The sequence below is a fragment of the Nitratireductor sp. PBL-C9 genome, assembly GCF_050877045.1.
GTDB classification, from domain to species: Bacteria; Pseudomonadota; Alphaproteobacteria; order Rhizobiales; family Rhizobiaceae; genus Nitratireductor; species Nitratireductor aquimarinus.
In genome coordinates, this window is sequence record NZ_JBPAXW010000005.1 from 54,458 (window position 1) to 75,571 (window position 21,114).

The 21,114-nt window shown below is 61.4% G+C and carries 20 protein-coding genes; 11 read left to right on the top strand and 9 right to left on the bottom strand.

Going from position 1 to position 21,114, the window contains the following annotated elements; genetic code table 11:
• Positions 1-104: 104 nt before the first annotated feature.
• Positions 105-2,561, bottom strand: a complete 2,457-nt coding sequence (locus ACRTG1_RS12050; protein WP_206546263.1) for a penicillin-binding protein 1A — start codon at positions 2,559-2,561, stop codon at positions 105-107.
• Positions 2,562-2,893: 332 nt separating this feature from the next.
• Complete coding sequence (locus ACRTG1_RS12055) at positions 2,894-4,060, bottom strand: N-acetylmuramoyl-L-alanine amidase (RefSeq protein WP_432516352.1); 1,167 nt, start codon at positions 4,058-4,060, stop codon at positions 2,894-2,896.
• Positions 4,061-4,747: 687 nt separating this feature from the next.
• Here ACRTG1_RS12055 and ACRTG1_RS12060 point away from each other — a divergent pair.
• The 7 genes from ACRTG1_RS12060 to aat all read left to right on the top strand — a co-directional run bounded on the left by ACRTG1_RS12060 (position 4,748) and on the right by aat (position 13,295).
• Positions 4,748-7,720, top strand: coding sequence for an Rne/Rng family ribonuclease (locus ACRTG1_RS12060; protein WP_432516353.1), 2,973 nt, complete (start codon positions 4,748-4,750; stop codon positions 7,718-7,720).
• A 192-nt stretch (positions 7,721-7,912) separates the two neighbouring features.
• Positions 7,913-9,283 carry a M48 family metalloprotease gene (locus ACRTG1_RS12065; protein ID WP_432516354.1) on the top strand — a complete coding sequence of 457 codons (1,371 nt, stop codon included), beginning with the start codon at positions 7,913-7,915 and terminating at the stop codon, positions 9,281-9,283.
• A gap of 74 nt (positions 9,284-9,357) precedes the next feature.
• The gene (locus ACRTG1_RS12070) at positions 9,358-10,125 is read left to right on the top strand and encodes a DsbA family protein (RefSeq protein WP_206546266.1); all 768 of its coding nucleotides are present in this window, start codon (positions 9,358-9,360) and stop codon (positions 10,123-10,125) included.
• 130 nt (positions 10,126-10,255) lie between these two features.
• The gene (gene aroQ / locus ACRTG1_RS12075; RefSeq protein WP_432516355.1) at positions 10,256-10,699 is read left to right on the top strand and encodes a type II 3-dehydroquinate dehydratase; all 444 of its coding nucleotides are present in this window, start codon (positions 10,256-10,258) and stop codon (positions 10,697-10,699) included.
• Between the two features lie 21 nt (positions 10,700-10,720).
• Positions 10,721-11,191 carry an acetyl-CoA carboxylase biotin carboxyl carrier protein gene (gene accB, locus ACRTG1_RS12080; RefSeq protein WP_113155330.1) on the top strand — a complete coding sequence of 157 codons (471 nt, stop codon included), beginning with the start codon at positions 10,721-10,723 and terminating at the stop codon, positions 11,189-11,191.
• Positions 11,192-11,207: 16 nt separating this feature from the next.
• A complete protein-coding gene (gene accC, locus ACRTG1_RS12085; RefSeq protein WP_113155331.1) occupies positions 11,208-12,551 on the top strand; it encodes an acetyl-CoA carboxylase biotin carboxylase subunit in 1,344 nt (447 codons plus the stop codon).
• A 123-nt stretch (positions 12,552-12,674) separates the two neighbouring features.
• Complete coding sequence (aat, locus tag ACRTG1_RS12090; protein WP_432516356.1) at positions 12,675-13,295, top strand: leucyl/phenylalanyl-tRNA--protein transferase; 621 nt, start codon at positions 12,675-12,677, stop codon at positions 13,293-13,295.
• A 34-nt stretch (positions 13,296-13,329) separates the two neighbouring features.
• Here the strand turns inward: aat and ACRTG1_RS12095 are convergent, their stop codons facing one another.
• On the bottom strand, positions 13,330-13,758 hold the full coding sequence (locus tag ACRTG1_RS12095) for a DUF2155 domain-containing protein (RefSeq protein ID WP_206547493.1): 429 nt from the start codon (positions 13,756-13,758) through the stop codon (positions 13,330-13,332).
• Positions 13,759-13,871: 113 nt separating this feature from the next.
• A complete protein-coding gene (locus ACRTG1_RS12100) occupies positions 13,872-14,270 on the bottom strand; it encodes an NADH:ubiquinone oxidoreductase subunit NDUFA12 (RefSeq protein WP_113155334.1) in 399 nt (132 codons plus the stop codon).
• Positions 14,271-14,323: 53 nt separating this feature from the next.
• Here ACRTG1_RS12100 and ACRTG1_RS12105 point away from each other — a divergent pair, with 53 nt between their 5' ends.
• Positions 14,324-14,554 (top strand): hypothetical protein, encoded by a 231-nt coding sequence (locus tag ACRTG1_RS12105; RefSeq protein ID WP_206546270.1) that lies wholly within the window; start codon positions 14,324-14,326, stop codon positions 14,552-14,554.
• A gap of 94 nt (positions 14,555-14,648) precedes the next feature.
• Here the strand turns inward: ACRTG1_RS12105 and ACRTG1_RS12110 are convergent, their stop codons facing one another.
• Together ACRTG1_RS12110 and gatB are read right to left on the bottom strand one after the other, a co-directional pair.
• Positions 14,649-15,155, bottom strand: coding sequence for a GNAT family N-acetyltransferase (locus ACRTG1_RS12110; protein WP_432516357.1), 507 nt, complete (start codon positions 15,153-15,155; stop codon positions 14,649-14,651).
• A complete protein-coding gene (gene gatB / locus ACRTG1_RS12115) occupies positions 15,148-16,650 on the bottom strand; it encodes an Asp-tRNA(Asn)/Glu-tRNA(Gln) amidotransferase subunit GatB (RefSeq protein ID WP_432516358.1) in 1,503 nt (500 codons plus the stop codon). The genes ACRTG1_RS12110 and gatB overlap by 8 nt, the downstream gene beginning before the upstream one ends.
• A gap of 310 nt (positions 16,651-16,960) precedes the next feature.
• On the opposite strand from gatB, the gene ACRTG1_RS12120 reads away from it, so the two are divergent.
• Positions 16,961-17,218, top strand: a complete 258-nt coding sequence (locus ACRTG1_RS12120; RefSeq protein ID WP_113155337.1) for a YjhX family toxin — start codon at positions 16,961-16,963, stop codon at positions 17,216-17,218.
• Positions 17,219-17,254: 36 nt separating this feature from the next.
• Here the strand turns inward: ACRTG1_RS12120 and ACRTG1_RS12125 are convergent, their stop codons facing one another.
• Positions 17,255-17,686, bottom strand: a complete 432-nt coding sequence (locus tag ACRTG1_RS12125) for a CBS domain-containing protein (protein ID WP_113155338.1) — start codon at positions 17,684-17,686, stop codon at positions 17,255-17,257.
• Positions 17,687-17,781: 95 nt separating this feature from the next.
• On the bottom strand, positions 17,782-18,462 hold the full coding sequence (locus ACRTG1_RS12130) for a rhomboid family intramembrane serine protease (protein ID WP_222473918.1): 681 nt from the start codon (positions 18,460-18,462) through the stop codon (positions 17,782-17,784).
• Positions 18,463-18,948: 486 nt separating this feature from the next.
• Between ACRTG1_RS12130 and ACRTG1_RS12135 the strand changes: the two genes are divergently transcribed.
• Together ACRTG1_RS12135 and ACRTG1_RS12140 are read left to right on the top strand one after the other, a co-directional pair.
• A complete protein-coding gene (locus ACRTG1_RS12135; protein ID WP_113155340.1) occupies positions 18,949-19,587 on the top strand; it encodes a PAS domain-containing protein in 639 nt (212 codons plus the stop codon).
• A gap of 91 nt (positions 19,588-19,678) precedes the next feature.
• Positions 19,679-20,296: a PilZ domain-containing protein gene (locus ACRTG1_RS12140; RefSeq protein ID WP_113155341.1), complete on the top strand. Its 618-nt coding sequence runs from the start codon at positions 19,679-19,681 to the stop codon at positions 20,294-20,296.
• 22 nt (positions 20,297-20,318) lie between these two features.
• On the opposite strand, the gene ACRTG1_RS12145 is transcribed toward ACRTG1_RS12140, so the two are convergent.
• On the bottom strand, positions 20,319-21,035 hold the full coding sequence (locus tag ACRTG1_RS12145; protein WP_432516359.1) for a haloacid dehalogenase type II: 717 nt from the start codon (positions 21,033-21,035) through the stop codon (positions 20,319-20,321).
• Between the last annotated feature and the right edge of the window lie 79 nt (positions 21,036-21,114).

Below are 21,114 nucleotides of genomic sequence, written 5' to 3' on the forward strand. Positions count from 1 at the left end.
CGGCTTTGTTGGATTTTTCAAGAAACGCTTCCTGAATCGCGTCGGACCATATGAACCGCGCCCGCCTGTGTAAAGCGGGCGCGTCACAGATTCAGAACGCTGCGTCAGTAGAGGCCGCCAGCGCCGGAATTCACCGCCCGGTTGGCCTGTGGCGAAACAACCCGCGGCCCGCCCATGCCTTCCAAATCTTCCATGCCGATCACCCAGTAGCTGTCGGCCGGTCCCGTGCCGGGCTTGAAGGCTTCCATGATGACGCCCGGCTGGCCCGACTCGGCGCGCATGCCGGTCTTGCGGTCAATCGGGATGATGTTCATGCCCTCGGGCACCTGGAAGTCCACCGGGCGCATGTCCTTGAGCGCATTGCCCATGAACTCCTTGAAGATCGGCGCGGCCAGACCGCCACCGGTCGAACCACGGCCCATCGGGCGTGGCGTGTCGAAGCCCATGAAGACGCCAACCACGAGATCAGGCGTGTAGCCAACGAACCAGGCATCCTTCTCGTCATTGGTGGTGCCGGTCTTGCCGGCGATGGGACGGCCGAGTTCGGCAATGGAGGTTGCCGTACCGCGCTTCACCACGCCTTCCATCATGGAGGTGATCTGGTAGGCGGTCATCGGGTCGAGAACCTGCTCGCGATCATTGATGATCTCGGGCTCTTCCTGATTGGTCCATTCGCTGGCAACACAGCCCACGCATTCGCGACGGTCATGCTTGTAGACAGTCTTGCCGTAGCGATCCTGAATACGGTCGATCAGCGACGGAACGATCTGCTTGCCGCCATTGGCCATGACCGCATAGGCGGAAACCATGCGCATGACTGTGGTTTCGCCCGAGCCGAGCGACATGGCCAGAACCGGCAGCATCTTGTCGTAGATGCCGAAATGCTCGGCATAATCGGCAACGAGCGGCATGCCCATATCCTTGGCAAGCCGCACGGTCATCAGGTTACGCGAACGCTCGATACCGGCGCGCAGGGTCGAAGGGCCGGCAAACTTGCCGCCGTAGTTCTTCGGCTCCCACACATCATTGCCGACCTGCACCGAGATCGGAGCATCAAGCACCACGGAGGCAGGCGTGTAACCATTGTCGAGCGCGGCGGCATAGACGACCGGCTTGAAGGCCGAGCCGGGCTGACGATAGGCCTGCGTTGCACGGTTGAATTCGGATTCGGCGTAGGAGAAGCCGCCGACCATGGCCAGAACGCGGCCCGTGTGCGGGTCCATGGCGACAAGCGCGCCCTCAACCTCGGGCACCTGGCGCAGCGTCCACGCGCGGTCCGTGTCAGCTTTCTTCTCAACAAAGATCACATCGCCCGGCTTCAGAACGTCGGACTGGCGTTCCGCCTTGAGGCGCTTGCCGTCCACCACGTGCCGCATGGCCCATTTCATGTCTTCCAGCGCAATCGTACCGGTCGTGCGTTCCTCGGACAGTGCGCCGGAAACCTCACGCTCAGGCTTGAGGCCAATGGAAATCTTGTTGTCTTCGGTTCCAAGAACCACGGCCACATTCCACTCGGGAACATCGCTCAGCCCATCGACTTCGCCGAGGGCTGCACCCCAGTCGCCGGAAACGTCGATCTGCGTGACCGGTCCGCGATAGCCCCGCAGCGTGTCATAGCGCAGAAGGCCATTGTGCAGCGCCTTGCGCGCATAAAGCTGCATCTGCGGATCGAGCGTGGTGCGAACGGAAAGGCCGCCCTCGTAGAGCGCATCTTCGCCATAGCGCGAAATGATGTCGCGGCGCACTTCCTCGGTGAAGTACTCGCCGGCGAACAGATAGGTGCCCCGGCGACGCGGCGAAACGTTGAGGCCGGTGTTCTTGGCCTTCTCGCCCTCTTCAGCCGTGGCGTAACCATTCTCGACCATCTGGTCGATCACCCAGTTGCGGCGCTCGATGGCGCGCTCGGTGTGACGGAAGGGATGGTAGTTCGACGGGCCCTTGGGAAGAGCAGCGAGATAGGCCGCTTCTTCCAGCGTCAGCTCGTTGACCGACTTGTCGAAATAGGTCAGCGCCGCACCGGCGATGCCGTAAGCACCGAGACCGAAGAAAATCTCGTTCAGATAGAGCTCGAGGATGCGATCCTTGGAATAGGCCTGCTCGATGCGGAAGGAGAGCACCATCTCCTTGATCTTGCGCTGCATGGTCTGGTCGGAGGTGAGAAGGAAGTTCTTCGCCACCTGCTGCGTGATCGTGGACGCGCCGACCGGACGCCGGCCCGAACCCAGATTGCGCGCATTCGTCACGACGGCGCGGGCAAGGCCCGTCACGTCGATGCCCGGATGCTTGTAGAAATTCTTGTCTTCTGCGGAAAGGAACGCAGCCTTGACGCGATCCGGAACGGCCTGGATCGGAAGGTAGAGGCGACGCTCGCGCGCGAACTCGGCCATGAGAGCGCCATCGGAGGCGTGAACGCGGGTCGTGACCGGCGGCTCATATTTCGCCAGCACCTCGTAATCGGGCAGATCCTTGGTCAGATCGCCGATGTAGAGCGCGATGCCCGCAGCCACCAGCAGCGCCAGCACAATGCCGACGCCGAAGAAATACCCGATGAGACGTATCATGCCCGCTCCAATTCAAGCCCGGTCGCAACTTCACCGCCCGTCAGCGGCAACTGCCCCGCGCAGCCTTTCCAAGTCTTATCGGCAGGACAAAGAGGGACAGGCGAATGGTGGATTGCCACCGCAACGCAGTCCGCTGTCTTCATTCCATGCGATTCCAATATACCATTTCTTTTCACGATCTTCGCCCGCTCGTGCAAGGACAGCCGGAAAATCATGCGCCTGCTCTTAATGCCTCACGCTTGTGGGCAAAATACGGCGATTGCAGCGCCCCCGGCGCGAACAGCACAAAACGGGAGCGCCGTTGCAGACTTGCAACGAATTGGGCTCTGAGATCAACCTCCAGCTGCACCATTTGCCTTGGCAAAATAGCTGATCGCATCAATGATCGCCGCCATTGTCTTCTCCCGCCATGCCGGATCGCGCAGCTGCGCTTCGTCCTTCGGATTGGAAAGATAGCCCAGTTCCAGAAGAACCGAGGGGATGTCCGGGGCGCGCAGAACGCGGAAACCCGCATAGCGATGCGGGTTTTTCACCATCTGCACGGTGCTCGACAGTTCGCCGATGAGCGTGCGCGCAAAGCGGATGGAGAAGGCGTGCGTCTCGCGCCGGATGAGATCGACCAGAATATCCTCGACCTCGTCCTGCTCTTCTTCCGGCACCTTGCCGGCGATCTCGTCAGACAGGTTTTCGCGTGCAGCGGTAGCCGCAGCCTCGGCGTCGGACGCCTTGTCGGAAACCGTGTAGACGGTCGCACCGCGCACGCTGCGAATGGCAATCGCATCGGCATGGACCGAAACGAAGAGGTCAGCCCCCTTCTCCCGCGCAATGCGCACGCGCTCGTCGAGACGCAGGAAACGGTCATCATCTCGTGTGAGAACAACGCGATACCGGCCAGTCTCCTCGAGCTTTTTCTTGAGTTCGAGCGAGAACAGAAGCGTGATCTGCTTTTCGACCGTACCGTTCACGCCACGCGCGCCACCATCGGCGCCGCCATGCCCCGCATCAAGCGCAACGGTGAAACGATCCTTCATCGCAACGGCCTCGTCCTTGGCGGAACCAAGGTCGGGCGGCGTGATGCTGGCCCGCAGGGCCTTGTCAAAATCCTCAACGGAACTGGCGCGCATTTCGATGATGAGGCGAAACCCGTCGGAGGTCTCGTTCTTCATAACCTCGGCCTTTTCGACCGAGAACGGCCCCTTGGCGTTGAAGAGCAGACGCGCGCGCTGCGCATCGACGGCGCCATATTGCACACCGGCAACCAGCCCCCGTGGCTCCAGTTCCAGAGGATCGAAGGTAAATTCGGTGGCCGGCATGTCGATCACCAGCCGGTTAGGATCGCGCAGGAGGAACCAGCGAAAATCGGGCGCGCGGTCGAAATGCACGACGATGCGCGTGTATTGCTGGTCACCGGCCATCTTGTAGTCATGCGCCTTGAGCGCAGGACCATCGGCAAGGGCATTGTTGAGAACGAGAAAGAGCCCGGTGAGGACAACCGTCAAAAAAAACGCTGGTCTGTGCAAAACCGCTTCTCTCCGATGCGTCATGCGGATTTAGTCGAATCAACTCCATTTCCAGCGAAAGAAAATGGCAATTTTTCTTCGAATCGACCGCCAACGATCATATTTTATGCGCTGTGCAGGGACATTGGGCAAATAAGCTGGATGATATTTGCAGGCCGCCCCGGCCAGGGCGCGATAGAAATCAGGGTTGCCAATACAACTGTCAAATCATAAAAGCATCTTTGAATCATCGCGATATCCGTCCTTGGTTTGAGTCCCAGCTGACAAACGGCGATGAGCAACGGGGCAAACCTTTATCCGCCGCCGCAAACCCGAACGGGTGGTGATTCAAGAGGAATTTTTCAGGGCCTTCCTCAAGCATGGAAGCCCTGGCTTCAGGAAACGGCCGGACCATCACTGTCCGCGCCGGCTCTACATGAGCAAAAGCTGGCCCGCAAAATCGGGCCTTGGTTGAAACGGTTCTGCCGGGCGATGGAATGGCATCAGGCGCAATTGGAACGAGATCCGGATTGAAACGCACCGCAAGCTCGGTGCTCCGGCCCAATTTGGCGCGGCCTTCAACGCCGGCGAGCCTCAGATTATCCGGCACAGATTGTCACGTTGGCTTGCGGCTACGCCCGTCGAGCCCGGCCCGACAATCTTTCCTTGCCGGGGAGACAAGTATTTATGCCAAACAAAATGCTGATAGATGCCTCCCATCCGGAGGAAACGAGGGTTGTTGTCCTTCGCGGTAATCGCATCGAAGAGTTTGATTTCGAATCTCAGGATAAGAAGCAGCTTCGCGGTAATATTTATCTGGCACGCGTCACACGCGTCGAACCTTCCCTTCAGGCAGCCTTCGTAGAGTATGGTGGCAACCGGCACGGCTTTCTCGCTTTCAGCGAAATCCATCCCGACTATTACCAGATCCCCGTAGCCGACCGTCAGGCGCTTCTGGAGGCCGAAGCCGCAGAAGCGAAGGCCGATGACGACGACGAAGACAGCGAGCCCCGCCAGGCACAGAAAGGCGGACGCAAGCGCCGCCGCGCCAGCACCCGCAAGAAGACCGCCCAGCAGGACGACGCTTCCCAGGACGAGGCTGCACAGGAAGAGGACGGCGACAGCAACGCCGTTGCCGAGGCGCAGCCTGAAGCCGGGGCGGACGCCGACGCGGTTTCCGACGACGATGCCGACACTGCGCAGGACGCGGACGGCGAAGACAAGCCGCAGGCCATGGCTGCAGAGGCCTCTGCCGACGTGGTTTCGGAAGAGCCGCGCAGCCGGCGCTCGCGCCGCAACCGGTCCGATGACGATAACAATGGCAACGACGACGAAGACGACGTCGACACGGTTGGCGCTGACGATGCGATGGAAGAAGCGCAGCCCTCGCGCCGCGCCGCCCGCAAGAACTACAAGATCCAGGAGGTCATCAAGCGCCGCCAGATCCTGCTCGTTCAGGTCGTCAAGGAAGAGCGCGGCAACAAGGGCGCCGCACTGACCACCTATCTGTCGCTGGCAGGCCGCTACTCGGTTCTGATGCCCAACACCGCACGCGGTGGCGGCATTTCCCGCAAGATCACCAATGTGCAGGACCGCAAGCGCCTCAAGGATGTCGTGAAGCACCTGGAAGTGCCGCAGGGCATGGGCGTGATCCTGCGCACTGCCGGTGCAAACCGCACCAAGGCGGAGATCAAGCGCGATTACGACTACCTGATGCGCCTTTGGGAGAAGGTTCGCAGCCTGACGCTTGAATCCACGGCCCCCGCCCTCGTCTACGAGGAAGGAAGCCTCATCAAGCGGTCGGTGCGCGACCTCTACAACAAGGACATCGGGGAAATCCTGGTGGCCGGTGAGGAAGGGTATCGCGAGGCGAAAGACTTCATGCGCATGCTCATGCCGAGCCATGCCAAAGTCGTTCAGCCCTATCGCGACGTGACGCCGATCTTTGCCGGCAATGGCATCGAGGCGCAGCTCGACCGCATGCTGCAGCCGCAGGTCACGCTGAAATCCGGTGGTTACATCATCATCAACCAGACCGAGGCTCTGGTGGCGATCGACGTGAACTCCGGCCGTTCGACGAAAGAGCACTCGATCGAGGACACCGCGCTCCAGACCAATCTGGAAGCGGCGGAGGAAGTGGCGCGTCAGTTGAGGCTGCGCGACATGGCGGGCCTGATCGTGATCGACTTCATCGACATGGAGGAGAACCGGAACAACCGGGCGGTCGAGAAGCGCCTCAAGGAATGCCTCAAAAACGACCGCGCCCGCATCCAGGTTGGCCGCATCTCGCATTTCGGCCTTCTGGAAATGTCGCGTCAGCGCATCCGCGCAAGCGTTCTGGAAAGCACCATGCAGCCCTGCCCCCATTGCGGCGGCACGGGACACATCCGCTCCGATTCGTCGGTGGCGCTCTATGTGGTGCGTTCCATCGAAGAGTACCTGCTCAAGGACGCGCGCAACGACATCGCCGTGCGCACGCCGGCGCAGACCGCGCTCTATCTGCTGAACCACAAGCGCTCCAATCTGGTCGAGATGGAAAACCGCTTTGGCGTGACCATCACGGTCGAGGCTGATGACAGCGTGGGTTCGCAGCATTTTGCGATCACCAAGCAGCAGCCCGCCGACAAGTCGGGAATGGAGCAGCCGGCAGCCCCGCAGGCGGCGCCCGCACAGGTGGTTGAAACCCCTGCCCCCGCACAGGAAACCGAAGCCGGTGAGGATGGCGAACCGCGCAAGCGTCGCCGCAAGCGCAAGCGCCGGGGCGGCCGCAACCGCAACAATGGCGGCGCCGAGGGTGCAGAGCAGAATCAGGATCAGAACGCAGATCAGATGCCAGGCGACGACGATGCCGTCGCAGCCACGGCTGAGGATGGCGCAGCAGTTTCCGAGGATGCAGCCGAGACGAAGCCGGCAGAAGCCGGCGAAGGCGAGCGCAAGAAGCGCCATCGCGGGAAGCGTGGTGGCCGCAGGAATCGTCGCGACAGCGATACGCAGGAAGCCCAGGCCGAGGGCGACGCCTCTGTAGAGGCAGACGTTTCCGAGGACGCTCCGACTGCGGAAGGTGCAGAAGCCCCGCAGGCGGCGGCAGCAGCCGATACGCCGGTTGTTGCCGATGAGGCTCCGGCAGCTGTACCCGAGGCGCAGGCCGCCGCACCCGAGGCAGGGACAGAGGCGGAGGCTTCTGCCGAGGCAACGGATGCGCCCGCCGAGGAGAAGCCTGCTCGCAAGCCGCGCCGCCGCACCCGCAAGGCTGCTGCACCGGCTGAAACCGCGCCTGCCGAGACAGCCGACGAAGCGGCTCCAGCCGTAGCGGAAGAAGCGGCAGCCGAGGAAAAGCCTGCCGAAGAGGCAGCCGCTGAAGAAAAGCCGGCTCCGAAACGGCGTCGCACGACCACGCGTCGCAGCACCGCCAAGGCCAAACCGGCTGAAGACAAGCCAGCCGAAGACAAGCCGGCTGCAGAAGAGACGGTTGCCCCGCAAACCGCCGAAGAGGCTCCCAGCGAGGCAGCACCGGCCCAGAAAGCGGTCGAGGAAACGGTCGAAGAGCCTGCCAAGGAAGAAGTCGCCGTATCTTCGGAACCGGTTGTCTCCTCTTCCGAACCGGCAGAGAGCGATCGCCCCCGCAAGACCGGCTGGTGGCAGCGCAAGAGCTTCTTCTAGAGGGACGTGCGCCGGCTTCTGCAGCTGGCGCATTTGGAACACAAAAAACTGGAAGGCCGGCGCATTGCGTCGGCCTTTTTGCATTGGCGACACGGCAAGAGCACAGATCAAAACTCCATGATCGAAGACTGTTGTGCCTTCCCATTGCCCTTATGCTCGTCTACCAATTCGGCAATGCTTGAGAGAGACACCATGGTTCACAGGATTATCGCGCGGGCAGCCACGCTCTTCATGCTGGCATCCTATCTGATTGTCGTTTCGGTGCCGGCTTCACAGGCGCAGGGGCGTGTGACCGTCGTTCGTGACGCGGAAATCGAGGCTCTTGTTACCGAATATGCCGCCCCGATACTGAAGGCGGCCGGTCTGTCCCGTTCGGGGATCGACATCATTCTCGTCAACAATCGCAGCTTCAACGCCTTCGTGGATGGGCGACGCATCTTCATTCACACCGGCGCTCTGACACAGGCTGAAACGCCCAACGAGATCATCGGCGTGATCGCTCACGAAGCCGGGCATATCGCGGGCGGACATCAGGAGCGACTGCGCCAGCAGCTCAAGCGTGCGCAGACCATGGCCATCGTGTCGGCGCTGATCGGCATTGGAGCCGGCGTTGCGGGTGCAGCAACGGATACGCGCGGTCTGGCTTCGGCCGGTGTCGGCATGGCTGCAGGCGGTGCGGAAATGGCGCGGCGCGGCCTGCTCGGCTATCAGCGCTCCGAAGAGGTGACCGCCGACCGCACGGCCATCGATTATCTCAACAAGACCGGCCAGTCGGCCAAGGGCATGCTGACGACGTTCGACCGTCTGGCGGGCGGCCTGGCGCTCGCAGGCGTCAATGTCGATCCCTACCAGATCAGCCACCCCATGCCGCGCGAGCGTATCGCCAATCTGGAAGAGCTTGCGCGAAAGAGCCGCTTCTACGACCGCAAGGACCCGGCGCAGCTTCAGCAGCGCCATGACATGATGCGCGCAAAGATTGCCGCGCATACGGAAGGCGCGCAGGCCGTACAGCGGCTGTTCAGGCAGGACCCGCGCGGCATTCCCGCCATGTATGGCGACGCGATTGCCACCTTTCTCACCGGAAATCCCCGCACGGCACTCCAGAAGGTCGATGCACTGATCTCCAAAATGCCCCGCAATCCCTATCTGCAGGAGCTGCGCGGTGACATCCTCATCAAGGCGAACCGCCCGAAGGATGCAGCCAATGCCTATGCCAGGGCGTTATCGCTTGCTCCGGGCACGCCCGGACTGCTTCAGGTGGGCTATGGGCAGGCGCTTCTGGCGACCGGTCAGCCGGACCTCGTGAAGAAGGCGGCATCGGAACTGCAGACCGGGCTTTCGCGTGAGCCGGAATTCGCCAATGGCTATCGCTATCTTGCCCAGGCCTATGGTCAGATGGGTGACATCGCCAATGCGGAACTTGCTTCAGCAGAGGGCTATTTTCATGCCGGCCAGTATCGCGATGCGAAGCTTTTCGCCATCAGGGCGCAGAAGCGCATGAAGCGCGGCTCGCCCGGCTGGCTGCGCGCGCAGGACATCATTCAGTACAAGGCTCCCGGTTGATCGGTGAACCTTTCGCCCCAAATGGGCCACACAACAAACAGATATCCTCAATTCAGATGAAATCGGATTTGATCATGACTCTTTCCAGCAAACTCCGCGCCCTTACGGCGGCAACCACCCTCTTCCTGCCCGCCATGGTGCTCGGAAATGTCGCGCAGGCATCGGACGGCGCAGCGCTCGGCAAACCGGAAGTCGAACAGATCGTGCGCGACTACCTGCTCGAAAACCCGGAAATCCTGCTCGAGGTTCAGGCAGCACTCGAAACCAAGCAGCGCGAGCAGCAGGCCGAGGCCCAGAAGACGGTGCTGCAGGATCGCAAGGATGATCTCCTGAACAGCCCGCATGACGGCGTGATCGGCAATCCGGAAGCCCAGGTCACCGTGGTCGAGTTCTTCGATTACAATTGCGGCTTCTGCAAACGCGCCATGGCCGACATGCAGGCGCTGCTCGAAGAGAATGACGATGTGCGCTTCGTGCTCAAGGAATTCCCCATCCTCTCCGCAGAATCGCGCGAGGCCCATGTGGTTTCCATGGCTGTTCAGGCGACCGCGCCCGAGAAATACGCCGAGTTCCATCAGCAGCTGATGGGTTCGGAATCCCGCGCCGATGGCGAACTGGCCATGTCGATTGCGACCGGCCTTGGTCTTGATGAGGCAGCGCTTCGCAAGGAAATGGAAAATCCGGAGATCCAGAAGGCTTTCGCGGAAACCTATGAACTGGCGAATCAGCTTGCGGTTACCGGAACGCCCGCCTATGTGGTCGGAAACGAGGTTGTGTTCGGCGCGCTGGGCAAGGATGTGCTCGGCGAAAAGATCGAACAGGCCCGCACGGAAAGCAACTGACGCGCACGCCGGAAGCCTCCGGAGCGCTCTGTGGACAGAGAAAGAAGCCCCTTGCCATCTTTGCGGTACGGTCTAAGCCCTCTATAGAGGAGCTTGTGATGGTGCCGCAAAAGGGCCAGGGGACGATTTTATGGCGAAAACAGTCTTCATTCTGAACGGGCCCAATCTGAATGCGCTCGGCAAGCGCGAACCCGGCATCTATGGCGGCGATACCCTTGAGGACGTCGAGAAGAACTGCCGGGACAAGGCCGCTTCACTTGGAATGGACATTGAGTTTCGCCAGTCCAATCACGAGGGCGACCTCGTTGACTGGATCCATGAGGCCGGCCAGAAAGCTGTCGGCATCGTCATCAATCCCGGCGCCTATGGGCACACGTCGATTGCATTGCATGATGCGATCCGTGCGGTGAGCCCGCTCCCGGTGATTGAGGTGCACATTTCCAACATTCATGCCCGCGAAGCGTTTCGCCACGTTTCGATGATTGCCCCGGCGGCAAAAGGCATGATTTGCGGATTGGGCACAATCGGTTATGTACTCGCGCTGGATGCGCTGGCCGCACATCGGCCGGATTGAGACAAAAGCAGGACAAAACACATGTCGACAAAAAAGACGGGGGTCGATCAGCAACTCATTCGCGAGCTTGCGACGATCCTGAACGACACCAATCTGACGGAAATCGAAGTCGAGCAGGACGACCTGCGGATTCGCGTGGCCAAGCAGGGCGCAGTCGCCGTGCAGAGCTATGCCGCTCCGGCACCCGCCCCCGCGCCCGCACCGGCTGCGCCGGCCCCGGCCGCGGCTGAAGAAGCCAAGAAGAGCCCGGCCGATTCCAAGAATGCCGTTCCTTCCCCGATGGTCGGCACCGCCTACAAGTCTCCCGCGCCCGGCGCGAACGCCTTCATCGAAGTCGGCCAGTCCGTGAAGGAAGGCCAGACGCTTCTCATCATCGAAGCGATGAAGACCATGAACCAGATTCCCGCGCCCCGTTCCGGCACCGTGACGGCGATCCTCTTCGAGGATGCGCAGCCGGTTGAGTTCGGCGAGCCGCTGGTCGTCATCGAATAGTCCGGGGCAGGCGCGCATGTTTCACAAGATCCTCATCGCCAATCGCGGCGAAATCGCCCTGCGCGTACTGCGCGCCGCCAAGGAGCTCGGCATCCAGACCGTAGCCGTGCACTCCACGGCGGACGCGGATGCGATGCATGTGCGCCTTGCCGACGAAAGCGTATGCATCGGGCCGCCGCCCTCGCGCGACAGCTATCTGAACATTCATCAGATTCTGGCCGCCTGCGAGATCACCGGCGCCGACGCCGTGCATCCGGGCTACGGCTTCCTTTCGGAAAACGCCAAGTTCTCCGAAATTCTGGCCGCACACAATCTCACCTTCATCGGCCCCTCGGCCGACCACATCCGCATCATGGGTGACAAGATCACCGCCAAGAAGACTGTGAAGGCCCTTGGCATTCCCGTGGTTCCGGGCTCCGATGGCGCCGTGACCGACGATGTGGAAGCCAAGCGCATTGCCGCCGATATCGGCTATCCGGTGCTGATCAAGGCATCGGCCGGCGGCGGCGGACGCGGCATGAAGGTTGCGCGCACCGAGGCAGATCTTGCCGAGGCGCTCTCCACCGCCCGCACAGAAGCAGGTGCGGCCTTCGGTGACGACGCGGTGTATATCGAGAAGTATCTCGAAAAGCCGCGCCACATCGAGGTTCAGGTGATGGGCGATGGCGCGGGCAACGCGATCCATCTGGGTGAACGCGACTGCTCGCTGCAGCGCCGCCACCAGAAGGTGTGGGAAGAGGCCAACTCGCCTGCCCTCAATGTCGAGCAGCGCAACCGCATCGGCGAAATCGTCTCCAAGGCCATTGCCGATCTCGGCTATTCCGGCGCGGGCACGATCGAGTTCCTCTACGAGAATGGCGAATTCTACTTCATCGAGATGAACACCCGCCTGCAGGTGGAGCATCCGGTGACGGAAGCCATTACCGGCATCGATCTGGTGCATGAGCAGATCCGCGTCGCTTCCGGCGGTGGACTGTCCTGCACGCAGGATGAGGTGCGTTTCGAGGGCCATGCCATCGAGTGCCGCATCAATGCGGAAGACCCGCGCACCTTCACCCCCTCGCCGGGCACGATCACGCATTTCCATACGCCGGGCGGTCTTGGCATCCGCGTCGATTCGGGCGTCTATTCGGGCTACCGCATCCCGCCTTACTACGACAGCCTGATCGGCAAGCTGATCGTGCATGGACGCAACCGCGTCGAGTGCATGATGCGTCTGCGCCGCGCGCTGGACGAGTTCGTCGTCGACGGCATCAAGACCACGCTTCCGCTGTTCCAGGATCTGGTCGGCAATCCCGATATCGCCAATGGCGATTACGACATCCACTGGCTGGAGAATTACCTGGCGAAAACGAGCTAGAGTTTCGGTTATCCCGTTTCTCTGTCAGTGATTGAGATCGCCCTTTGTGCGTCCAGTGGACGCCGGGCTTTCCAAAGCTCGCCGCCCCATGTGATTCTCCGGCGATCTGGCCGGTTGAGCACGATGGCACGACCTTTCGCACCAGGATTTCGGATCCCTCCGGATCTTCTTCTTCGCGCTTACGCCACCGGGGTTTTCCCGATGGCGGAAAGTGCCGATGATCCGGAGGTTTTCTGGGTGCGGCCGGAAATGCGCGGGGTCATCCCGCTCGATTCCTTTCACATCCCCAAAAGCCTCGCCAAGACGCTGCGCCGCGCGCCCTTCCGCATCGCCTTCGATACGGACTTTGAGGGCGTCATAGAAGGCTGTGCAGAGGCGCGACGCGACACCGACGACACATGGATCAACGCGCCCATCCGCGAAGCCTACGGGCTTCTATTCGAGAACGGGCACTGCCACACGGTGGAAGCCTGGACGGATAAAGGGCTGGTGGGCGGGCTCTACGGCGTCACACTTGGCCGCGCCTTCTTCGGCGAGAGCATGTTCTCGCGCCAGACCGATGCCTCCAAGGTCTGCCTTGTGCATCTGGTCAAGCGCCTGCGCGAACGCGGCTTCACATTGCTCGACACGCAGTTCACAACCCCGCACCTAAAACAGTTCGGCGCGATCGACGTGCCCCGCAGCCGTTATGAGCAGATGCTTCAGGACGCGCTGCAAAAGGGCGAAGCGCGCTTCAGCCCCTGACAGTCCGCGTCGATGGAAATCAGTAGGGTTTCACTCAGTCCGCGTCCGGCGGCGGGACTTCCGTGTCTTCCTTGCAGGCCTTGAGCCACACGTCGTAAACCGCGTGCTCGACGGCATTGAGGCCCGGGCTTTCGGCCAGCATCCAGCCGGTGAAGATGCGGCGGATCTCACGGTCCAGCGTGATCTCGTCCACTTCCACGAAAGCGTCGGTGCGCGGCTCCTCGGTCTCCTCGGAGCTGTAGCAGACGCGCGGCGTCACCTGCAGAGCGCCAAACTGGACGGTCTCATGCATATAGACGTCGAAGGAGATGATGCGGCCGGTAATCTTGTCGATGCCGGTGAATTCGGCCACCGGGTGCTGCAAACGCTCTGCCTGCGCCGGCAGGGCGGCGAGCGTCGCCATTCCCAGTCCCAGCGCTGCAACAAGCCTGAAACCGGCTTTCTTCTTGTGGCCTGAATTCATGTGGCTCGACACCCGTCCTGTTCGCTTGTCATCCGGGATAGACCGGTGGAATCACCAAGTCCATGGGAAGGCGCACAACTAATGTTAAATTGTGGCAAGAACAGCGCGCGGCTTCAACCGCCGGGCGTCCACGCATCATAGTCGCCGGTCACGCGCGGGCGCTCCTTGCCGGTCGCAATCGATCCCTGCGGACGATAGGCGGCGGGGGTGCCCGTGAGATTCGGCTGATGCGGCTTCTGCCATTCGCGCGGCGTGTAGTTTTCGTTCACCGGCGCAACATCGACGCGGTGGTGCAGCCAGCCGTGCCAGCCAGCGGGAACCAGAGACGCATCGGAAATGCCGTTATAGATTACCCAACGGCGCGTGCGCCCTTCGGAATCCTTGCCGCCTTCGTAATAGATGTTGCCGAACTCGTCTTCACCGACGCGCGTGCCCTTGCGCCACGTGTGGAAGCGGGTGCCCAGTGTCTGGCCATTCCACCAGGTGAAAAACTGAAGCAGGAACTTCTTCATGGCGTCCTCAAGTCGCTCGCTATCATCGTTCGAGATGGCTCGTGAGTTGCGTTATGGCGTCCGCATCGCCAGAAGGCAAGGCCCGTTACGGATTGCTCAAAGTTCATTTCATCGCATTCGCCGTATCACGGCTGTTTTCGGGCCGGCAAAGGGGTTTTGCCCCTCACCTGTCTCATGGCTGGAAAAGCCGGAAGCGCGGCGAGGACGTGGTTTCCGGGGACCGGATGGAGAGCGCCTTCCGCGCAGCTGTCAAAGCCAAAGCCTGCCACCGCAATGAGACCTGATGCGCGCGAATGCCGCAAGAGGGATAGCCGGCTGACAAAAGGATTCGGTCTCGAATCAGCGCCGCCCTGCGTCCGGGGAGCCTGAGGCCCTTCCCTAAAGCAGCCTGCGGTAGATCAAGGCCGGGATATCGAAACCGGCGCTGCCGCAATCCTCGCTCTGGCCCATCTGCTCAAATCCCAGATGCTCATAGAAGCCACGCGCCCGGCCATTGGCCTCTTCCACTTCGAGCGTGATCTCGCGCGCCTCGGGAAAGCAGATCGCCACCTCGTCGAACAGGGCCTGACCGATGCCACGCCCCTGGCAGGCAGGAAGCACGTAAAGCTGATGCAGCTTGATGGATTTGCCTTCACGCTCGGCGACGGCGAACGCCATACCGCCGATATCGCTGCCATTGTCTGCCAGAACGAATTCGGAGTGCGGCTGTTTCAGCCGCGCCCTCAAGGCCTCGATGGAGTGCCAGGCACCGGTGATCTCATCCACACGCTCGCGGCCGTAGATCGCGTCATAGGTGTCGTGCCAGGTTTCCACGAGGAGCGCACGCACGGCCGGCAAGTCACGCTCGCCGGCCGTGCGGACAAAATAACCGCCGGCATCAATCATTGATGCCGAGCTTTTCCTTCACCAGCGCGTTGACGGCCTGCGGGTTGGCCTTGCCACCGGTGGCTTTCATCACCTGACCGACGAACCAGCCGGCCAGCGTCGGCTTGGCCTTGGCCTGCTCGACCTTTTCCGGGTTGGAGGCGATGACTTCGTCAACGGCCTTCTCGATTGCGCCGGTGTCGGTGACCTGCTTCATGCCGCGCTCATCGACGATGGCGACCGGATCGCCGCCCTCGGTGAACACGATCTCGAACAGATCCTTGGCGATCTTGCCGGAAATCGTGCCGTTCTTGATCAGGTCGATGATCGCGCCGAGCTGGTCAGCCGAAACAGGGGTCTCGTCGATCCCCTGCCCGGCCTTGTTCAGCGCGCCGAGCAGATCGTTGATGACCCAGTTGGCGGCAGCCTTGCCGTCACGTCCCTTTGCAACCTTCTCGAAGAAGTCTGCCGTAGCCTTCTCGGCGATCAGGACCGAAGCGTCATACTCGGACAGGCCGAAGCCTTCGATGAAACGCGCCTTCTTCTCATCCGGCAGCTCCGTGAGGTCGGCTGCAAGCGCATCCACATAGGCCTGATCGAATTCCAGCGGCACCAGATCCGGATCGGGGAAGTAGCGATAATCGTGCGCTTCTTCCTTGGAGCGCATGGAGCGCGTCTCGCCCTTGACCGGATCGAACAGGCGGGTCTCCTGATCGATGGAACCGCCATCCTCGAGAATCGCGATCTGGCGACGGGCTTCCGATTCGATTGCCTGACCGACAAAACGCACCGAGTTCACATTCTTGATCTCGCAGCGCGTGCCGAATTCACCGCCCGGCCGGCGCACGGACACGTTCACGTCGGCGCGCATGGAGCCTTCGTCCATGTTGCCGTCGCAGGTGCCCAGATAACGCAGGATGGTGCGCAGCTTGGTCAGGAACGCCTTGGCCTCGTCCGCAGAACGGATATCGGGCTTGGAGACGATCTCCATGAGCGCGACGCCCGAGCGGTTGAGATCCACATAGGACATGGTGGGATGCTGGTCGTGCATCGACTTGCCGGCATCCTGCTCCAGATGCAGGCGCTCGATGCCCACTTCGATTTCCTCAAACGAGCCGTCCTTGGCGGGGCCGACGGAAACCGTCACCTTGCCCTCGCCGACGATCGGCTGCTTGAACTGCGAAATCTGGTAGCCCTGTGGCAGGTCCGGATAAAAATAGTTCTTGCGGTCGAAGACCGAGCGCAGGTTGATCTGCGCTTTCAGGCCAAGGCCCGTGCGGATTGCCTGCTTGACGCAGACCTCGTTGATGACGGGCAGCATGCCGGGCATGGCCGCATCCACGAGGGAGACATTCGCATTGGGGGCAGCACCGAAAGTCGTCGAAGCGCCGGAGAACAGCTTTGCTTCAGACGTTACCTGGGCATGGATCTCCATGCCGACGATGATTTCCCAGTCGCCGGTAGCGCCGGAGATGAAACGCTTGGGATCGGGCGTGCGTGTATCGATGAGTGTCATGGTTTCACGGTGCCGTGCAGTCGGATGGTTCGGAATGGACTGCCGCATTCGCTAGACCAAACATACCCGCGTGGCAAGCCAAGCACTTTATTCCGGCCACAGTTTGCGTTATGAAATGCAGCATCAACGGAGTTTTTATGTCCAACTATCTTGAGGCCCGGTAGGGCCCCGAACCTGAACCAACACAGGGTCGGGGCGAGAAAACCTTGAAACCCTGCGCCATCGCAAGGCGGCGCAGCGATGTTTGTCGGCCATTTGGCCGGTGGTTTTCCCATTGGTTTGCGCCAGTGGTTTTCCAGGACTTCAAGATATGGATATTTCGCGCGCAGAGCAGCGCATCCTGCACATATTGGCGCAGGGCGGCCGGATCGTCATCGAAAAGGACGAGCAAGGCCAGATACTCGAACTGAACTGCATCACACGTGACGGCTGGCAGTTTCCCGGCCTTGACCTGACACTGTTCAGAAAAATCAAACGCAAACGGGCAATCCAGTCGCGCAACAGCGGTCCCTACCGCATCACGCGCCGCGGCCTTCAACTGGTCCGCTCACAACTCGATAACCGTTAAAACAAAAGAGGCTGCCGAAAGGCAGCCTCCGTCTTTTCAGGCGGTCGCGATGTAGCTGCGAATGTCTTCGGCCTCGCGCTCGACCTCCTCGATGCGCTTTTTCACGACATCGCCGATCGAGATGATACCGGCAATCTTGCCGTTCTCTTCCACCGGCAGGTGCCGGAAACGGCCTTCAGTCATGATCTGCATGACCTCGTTGACCGTGTTCTGCTCATGGCAGCGGCGAACTTTTGCGGTCATGACCGCAGAAACTGGCTGTTCAAGCATGTCGGCGCCATCGCGCCCGATCACGCGCACAATATCGCGCTCCGACAATATACCTGCGATACGCCCGTCGGGCTCCGTCACAACGACGGCACCGATACCGCGTTCAGACAAGAGCTGGGCGGCCTCCGCCAGCCTCCTGTCCGGACCGATGGTGACCACATTGCGCCCTTTGGCGTCCAGAATGGCCTTCACCGTCATGGCAATCTCCTTCTTCTGGCAACAGGGCAATGTTGCGCCGTGAAAGAGCGCTTTGCAAGTAGACGAATGCTTATGCCGTCGTCGAAATCCTGCCCTTAGGAAGGGAAATCAGCCTGACGCCGCGCGGGCGGGCGATCAAAGAACTGGATGCCGAAGAAACCCAGGAGAAAACCGCCGATATGGGCTTCCCAGGCGATCTGGGGACCGTTGACCACGGTGCCGCTCATCAGGCCCGTCACCACATTGGCCACCATCCAGACGCCAAGGAACACCACGACGCTGCGCGATTTCACGACCAGGGAGACAGGAAGCACCGGCCCGGTGAAGGCCGGCTTGGGCTGACGCCGATCCACCCGGAACGCAAAGCGGGCGGCTGCCCCCATCATCGCGGAAATGGAGCCGGATGCGCCAACAAGCGGCACTGCCGAGGATGGATAGAGCAGGTAATGCAGCCCGACGGCGGCAAGCGCGCCTGCCACCCAGAACAGGACGAAACGCGCGCTTCCGATGCGGTTGGCAAGCGGAGACCCGAAGGCGGCAAGCCAGATCATATTGACCAGAAGATGCCCCCAGCTTCCATGCAGGAAGGAATAGGTGACGGGGCTGATGAAAGCGTAGGTGTCGAGCGCAAACTGCCCGCTATAGCGGATCGGCAGAAACGCGAAATGCACCATCAGCCAGATCTGCTGATCAATGCTCATCCAGAATGTCTCGATGGCAAAAATTGCAACGCAGATCAGGCCGAGGACCGTGACGGCCGGCGCCAGGTTGAACACCGGCTCCCTGCCATCACCGCCGTTCCGCTCAAACCCATTTTCGGATTCCGCTTCAGGAATCGCCCGCTCTTCATCTCTGTTCATGATTTTGCGTAGCAGACCCGCGGAAAAGAAAAAAGCCGCTCAGGATGAACCTGAACGGCCTGGTCGAGCCCCCACTCCGGCTTTCGTGTGAAAGACCGGCCCCGGCCCGTCAGTTGGAGCATCGGGCGCCCCCGCTACTCCCTCAATCATTCAGATCGTCCTTCAGGCGTCCACGGGGACGCATGGCGATCTGGTTGATTCGGTCTTGCTAACGGCCGGACACTGCCACCGGCCCGAAACCCGCGCAATCTAAACCCTTTGTTAACCCTAACAGAGCGGCTGCGCGAACAACCCCCATCGCTTTGGCACGCATCCTGCACCCATCCACATGTCGCTATTGAAAATGCCTGCACCTGTCCGCCTATGGGACAGGCCCGGGCCGAGAGTAAGGAGCCAAGAGGCATGAAACATGATGGTTCGGTGACGTTGTTCCAATATTGGAACAGGTTGCGTGGCAACCGTCCGGCCCCCAGGCGCACGGAAGTCGAGCCGGCAGAGATCAAGACACTGCTGGCCGATACGTTCATTCTGGAACGCGATGCGCGCGGCGAAGCCGTGTTCCGCCTCGCCGGCACCCGGCTGTGCGCCACATTCGGAAAGGAACTGAAGGGCCTCTCCTTCGCCTCCCTGTGGCCGGGCCGTGATCAGGCCGTGGTCGGCAAGCTTGCGCGCAGCGTGTTCGACATGAAATCCGTGGTGGTTCTTTCCTTTGCGGGACGCAACAGGAGCGGCGATGCCGCAGCCTTCGAGCTTCTGCTTCTGCCGCTTGAAGGCGGCATGGAAAGCCCGCGCGCCATGGGCTCGCTGCTGGCCTGCCACAAGCCTTTCTGGCTTGGCGCAGAACCAATCGTGGAATGTGAAGTCACCTCGCTGCGGATCATCGACGCCGACCGCGAGCCCTCCCTCCTGAAGAACCGGCCAGCCGTCCAGGTGCCGCCACTGGTGCCGGAGCGCCGCTCCATCACCGACAGCCTCATCGAACCCGGCCAGGGCCGCCGCTTCCGCCATCTTGTGGTTTTCGACGGCGGGCGCAACGAATAGTTGCTCCTTACCGCTTATTAACGGATCAGGCGTAGTGTCTCGATGCCCCATGGGCCAGCTGGAATCTTCAGATCGAAGGGCGCAAGACACGATGAGAGCGGCGATCAACCGATCCCCATCAGACGATGAAAGACGCAGCTTTCAGCGCGTCAAGGTGTCGATCTATGGCCGCTTCATGCTTGAGGATCGCAGCGAACACCCCTGCCGGGTGACAGACATGTCACCGGGCGACGTTTGCCTGATCGCACAGCATTCGGGCAGGCAGGGCGAGCGCGTGATTGCCTATCTCGATCATATCGGCCGCATTGAAGGCGAAGTGATCCGCGTCAACCGCGACGGTTTCGCCATGACGGTGGTTGCCTCCGAGCGCAAGCGCGACAAGCTCGCAGCCCAGCTTACATGGCTTGCCAACAAGCACGAACTGGATCTGCCGGAAGATCGCCGTCATGAGCGTATCGCACCGCGCAACCCGATCAGCGTTCTGCGCCTGCCGGACGGCCGCGAATATCGCTGCCGCATCATCGACCTGTCTCTTTCCGGCGCAGCCGTGGAGAGCGAAGTGCGGCCTGAGCGCGGAACGCAGGTTCATCTTGGCACGATGCGCGGACAGGTGGTGCGCCACTTCGACGATGGCGTCGCCATCGAATTTGCAAGCATCCAGAACCGTCAGGCGCTGGAAGCAGAGTTCTCGCTGCCGACGGAAGCCTGACCGCTGCATTCGTAACAGCGGCCTAAGCGCCCATCCGCGTCGCCAGCTCTCCAAAGTCCGAGACGCTCACATCCCAGTCCCGTTCTGCGACGGGATCGCGTGACGATCCGCTGCCATATTCCAGCGGACGCGCAACGAAAGCCGTCCTGAGTCCACAGGCGCTGGCGGCAGCCAAATCGCTGTTGTGTGCCGCCACCATGCAGACCTCCCCGGGCTCAAGCCCCAGAATATCGGCGGTGTGCAGATAGGCTTCCGGCGCGGGCTTGTAGGCCTGCGCGACCTCGGCGCCCAGAATGGCGTCCCACGGCAGGCCGGCGCGCTTGGCCATATTCAGCATGAGAAGAACATTGCCATTGGAGAGCGGCGCGATGATGTAATGCGTCTTGAGGCGCGCAAGCCCCGCCAGCACATCGGGCCAGGGATCGAGCCGGTGCCATGCGCGGTTCAGCGCATCCAGTTCGTACGCGGGAACGTGCGAAGGGTCTACGCCGACATCCGGAAGGATCACTTCCAGATTTTCCCGATGCAGGACATCGAGCCGCACAAAGGGCCGCCGACCGCTTCGCACCTCCTCCATGGCCGGCTGATAACGCGCCCGCCACAAATCCGCGAATGCTGCCGGATCAACGCCCCCTGCCCCATGACGCTGCAGAAACTCTGCCGCCTCGCGCGCCACACCTGCGCGCCAGTCCACCACCGTGCCGAATACATCGAACACCAAAGCCTTCACACCATTCATGCTGCTCTCCTCTCCATCGTCAATCCGCCCGTGAAGTGCGGCGCGAACCGAGCGCCGTGACGCCTTCGAATTTCATTAC

Coding starts and splice junctions, on each gene's coding strand:
- ACRTG1_RS12050 (WP_206546263.1), bottom strand. CDS start 2,561: ATGATACGTCTCATCGGGTATTTCTTCGGCGTCGGCATTGTGCTGGCG.
- ACRTG1_RS12060 (WP_432516353.1), top strand. CDS start 4,748: ATGCCAAACAAAATGCTGATAGATGCCTCCCATCCGGAGGAAACGAGG.
- ACRTG1_RS12065 (WP_432516354.1), top strand. CDS start 7,913: ATGGTTCACAGGATTATCGCGCGGGCAGCCACGCTCTTCATGCTGGCA.
- ACRTG1_RS12070 (WP_206546266.1), top strand. CDS start 9,358: ATGACTCTTTCCAGCAAACTCCGCGCCCTTACGGCGGCAACCACCCTC.
- aroQ (WP_432516355.1), top strand. CDS start 10,256: ATGGCGAAAACAGTCTTCATTCTGAACGGGCCCAATCTGAATGCGCTC.
- accB (WP_113155330.1), top strand. CDS start 10,721: ATGTCGACAAAAAAGACGGGGGTCGATCAGCAACTCATTCGCGAGCTT.
- accC (WP_113155331.1), top strand. CDS start 11,208: ATGTTTCACAAGATCCTCATCGCCAATCGCGGCGAAATCGCCCTGCGC.
- aat (WP_432516356.1), top strand. CDS start 12,675: ATGGCACGACCTTTCGCACCAGGATTTCGGATCCCTCCGGATCTTCTT.
- ACRTG1_RS12095 (WP_206547493.1), bottom strand. CDS start 13,758: ATGAATTCAGGCCACAAGAAGAAAGCCGGTTTCAGGCTTGTTGCAGCG.
- ACRTG1_RS12100 (WP_113155334.1), bottom strand. CDS start 14,270: ATGAAGAAGTTCCTGCTTCAGTTTTTCACCTGGTGGAATGGCCAGACA.
- ACRTG1_RS12105 (WP_206546270.1), top strand. CDS start 14,324: ATGGCGTCCGCATCGCCAGAAGGCAAGGCCCGTTACGGATTGCTCAAA.
- ACRTG1_RS12110 (WP_432516357.1), bottom strand. CDS start 15,155: ATGATTGATGCCGGCGGTTATTTTGTCCGCACGGCCGGCGAGCGTGAC.
- gatB (WP_432516358.1), bottom strand. CDS start 16,650: ATGACACTCATCGATACACGCACGCCCGATCCCAAGCGTTTCATCTCC.
- ACRTG1_RS12120 (WP_113155337.1), top strand. CDS start 16,961: ATGGATATTTCGCGCGCAGAGCAGCGCATCCTGCACATATTGGCGCAG.
- ACRTG1_RS12125 (WP_113155338.1), bottom strand. CDS start 17,686: ATGACGGTGAAGGCCATTCTGGACGCCAAAGGGCGCAATGTGGTCACC.
- ACRTG1_RS12135 (WP_113155340.1), top strand. CDS start 18,949: ATGAAACATGATGGTTCGGTGACGTTGTTCCAATATTGGAACAGGTTG.
- ACRTG1_RS12140 (WP_113155341.1), top strand. CDS start 19,679: ATGAGAGCGGCGATCAACCGATCCCCATCAGACGATGAAAGACGCAGC.
- ACRTG1_RS12145 (WP_432516359.1), bottom strand. CDS start 21,035: ATGAATGGTGTGAAGGCTTTGGTGTTCGATGTATTCGGCACGGTGGTG.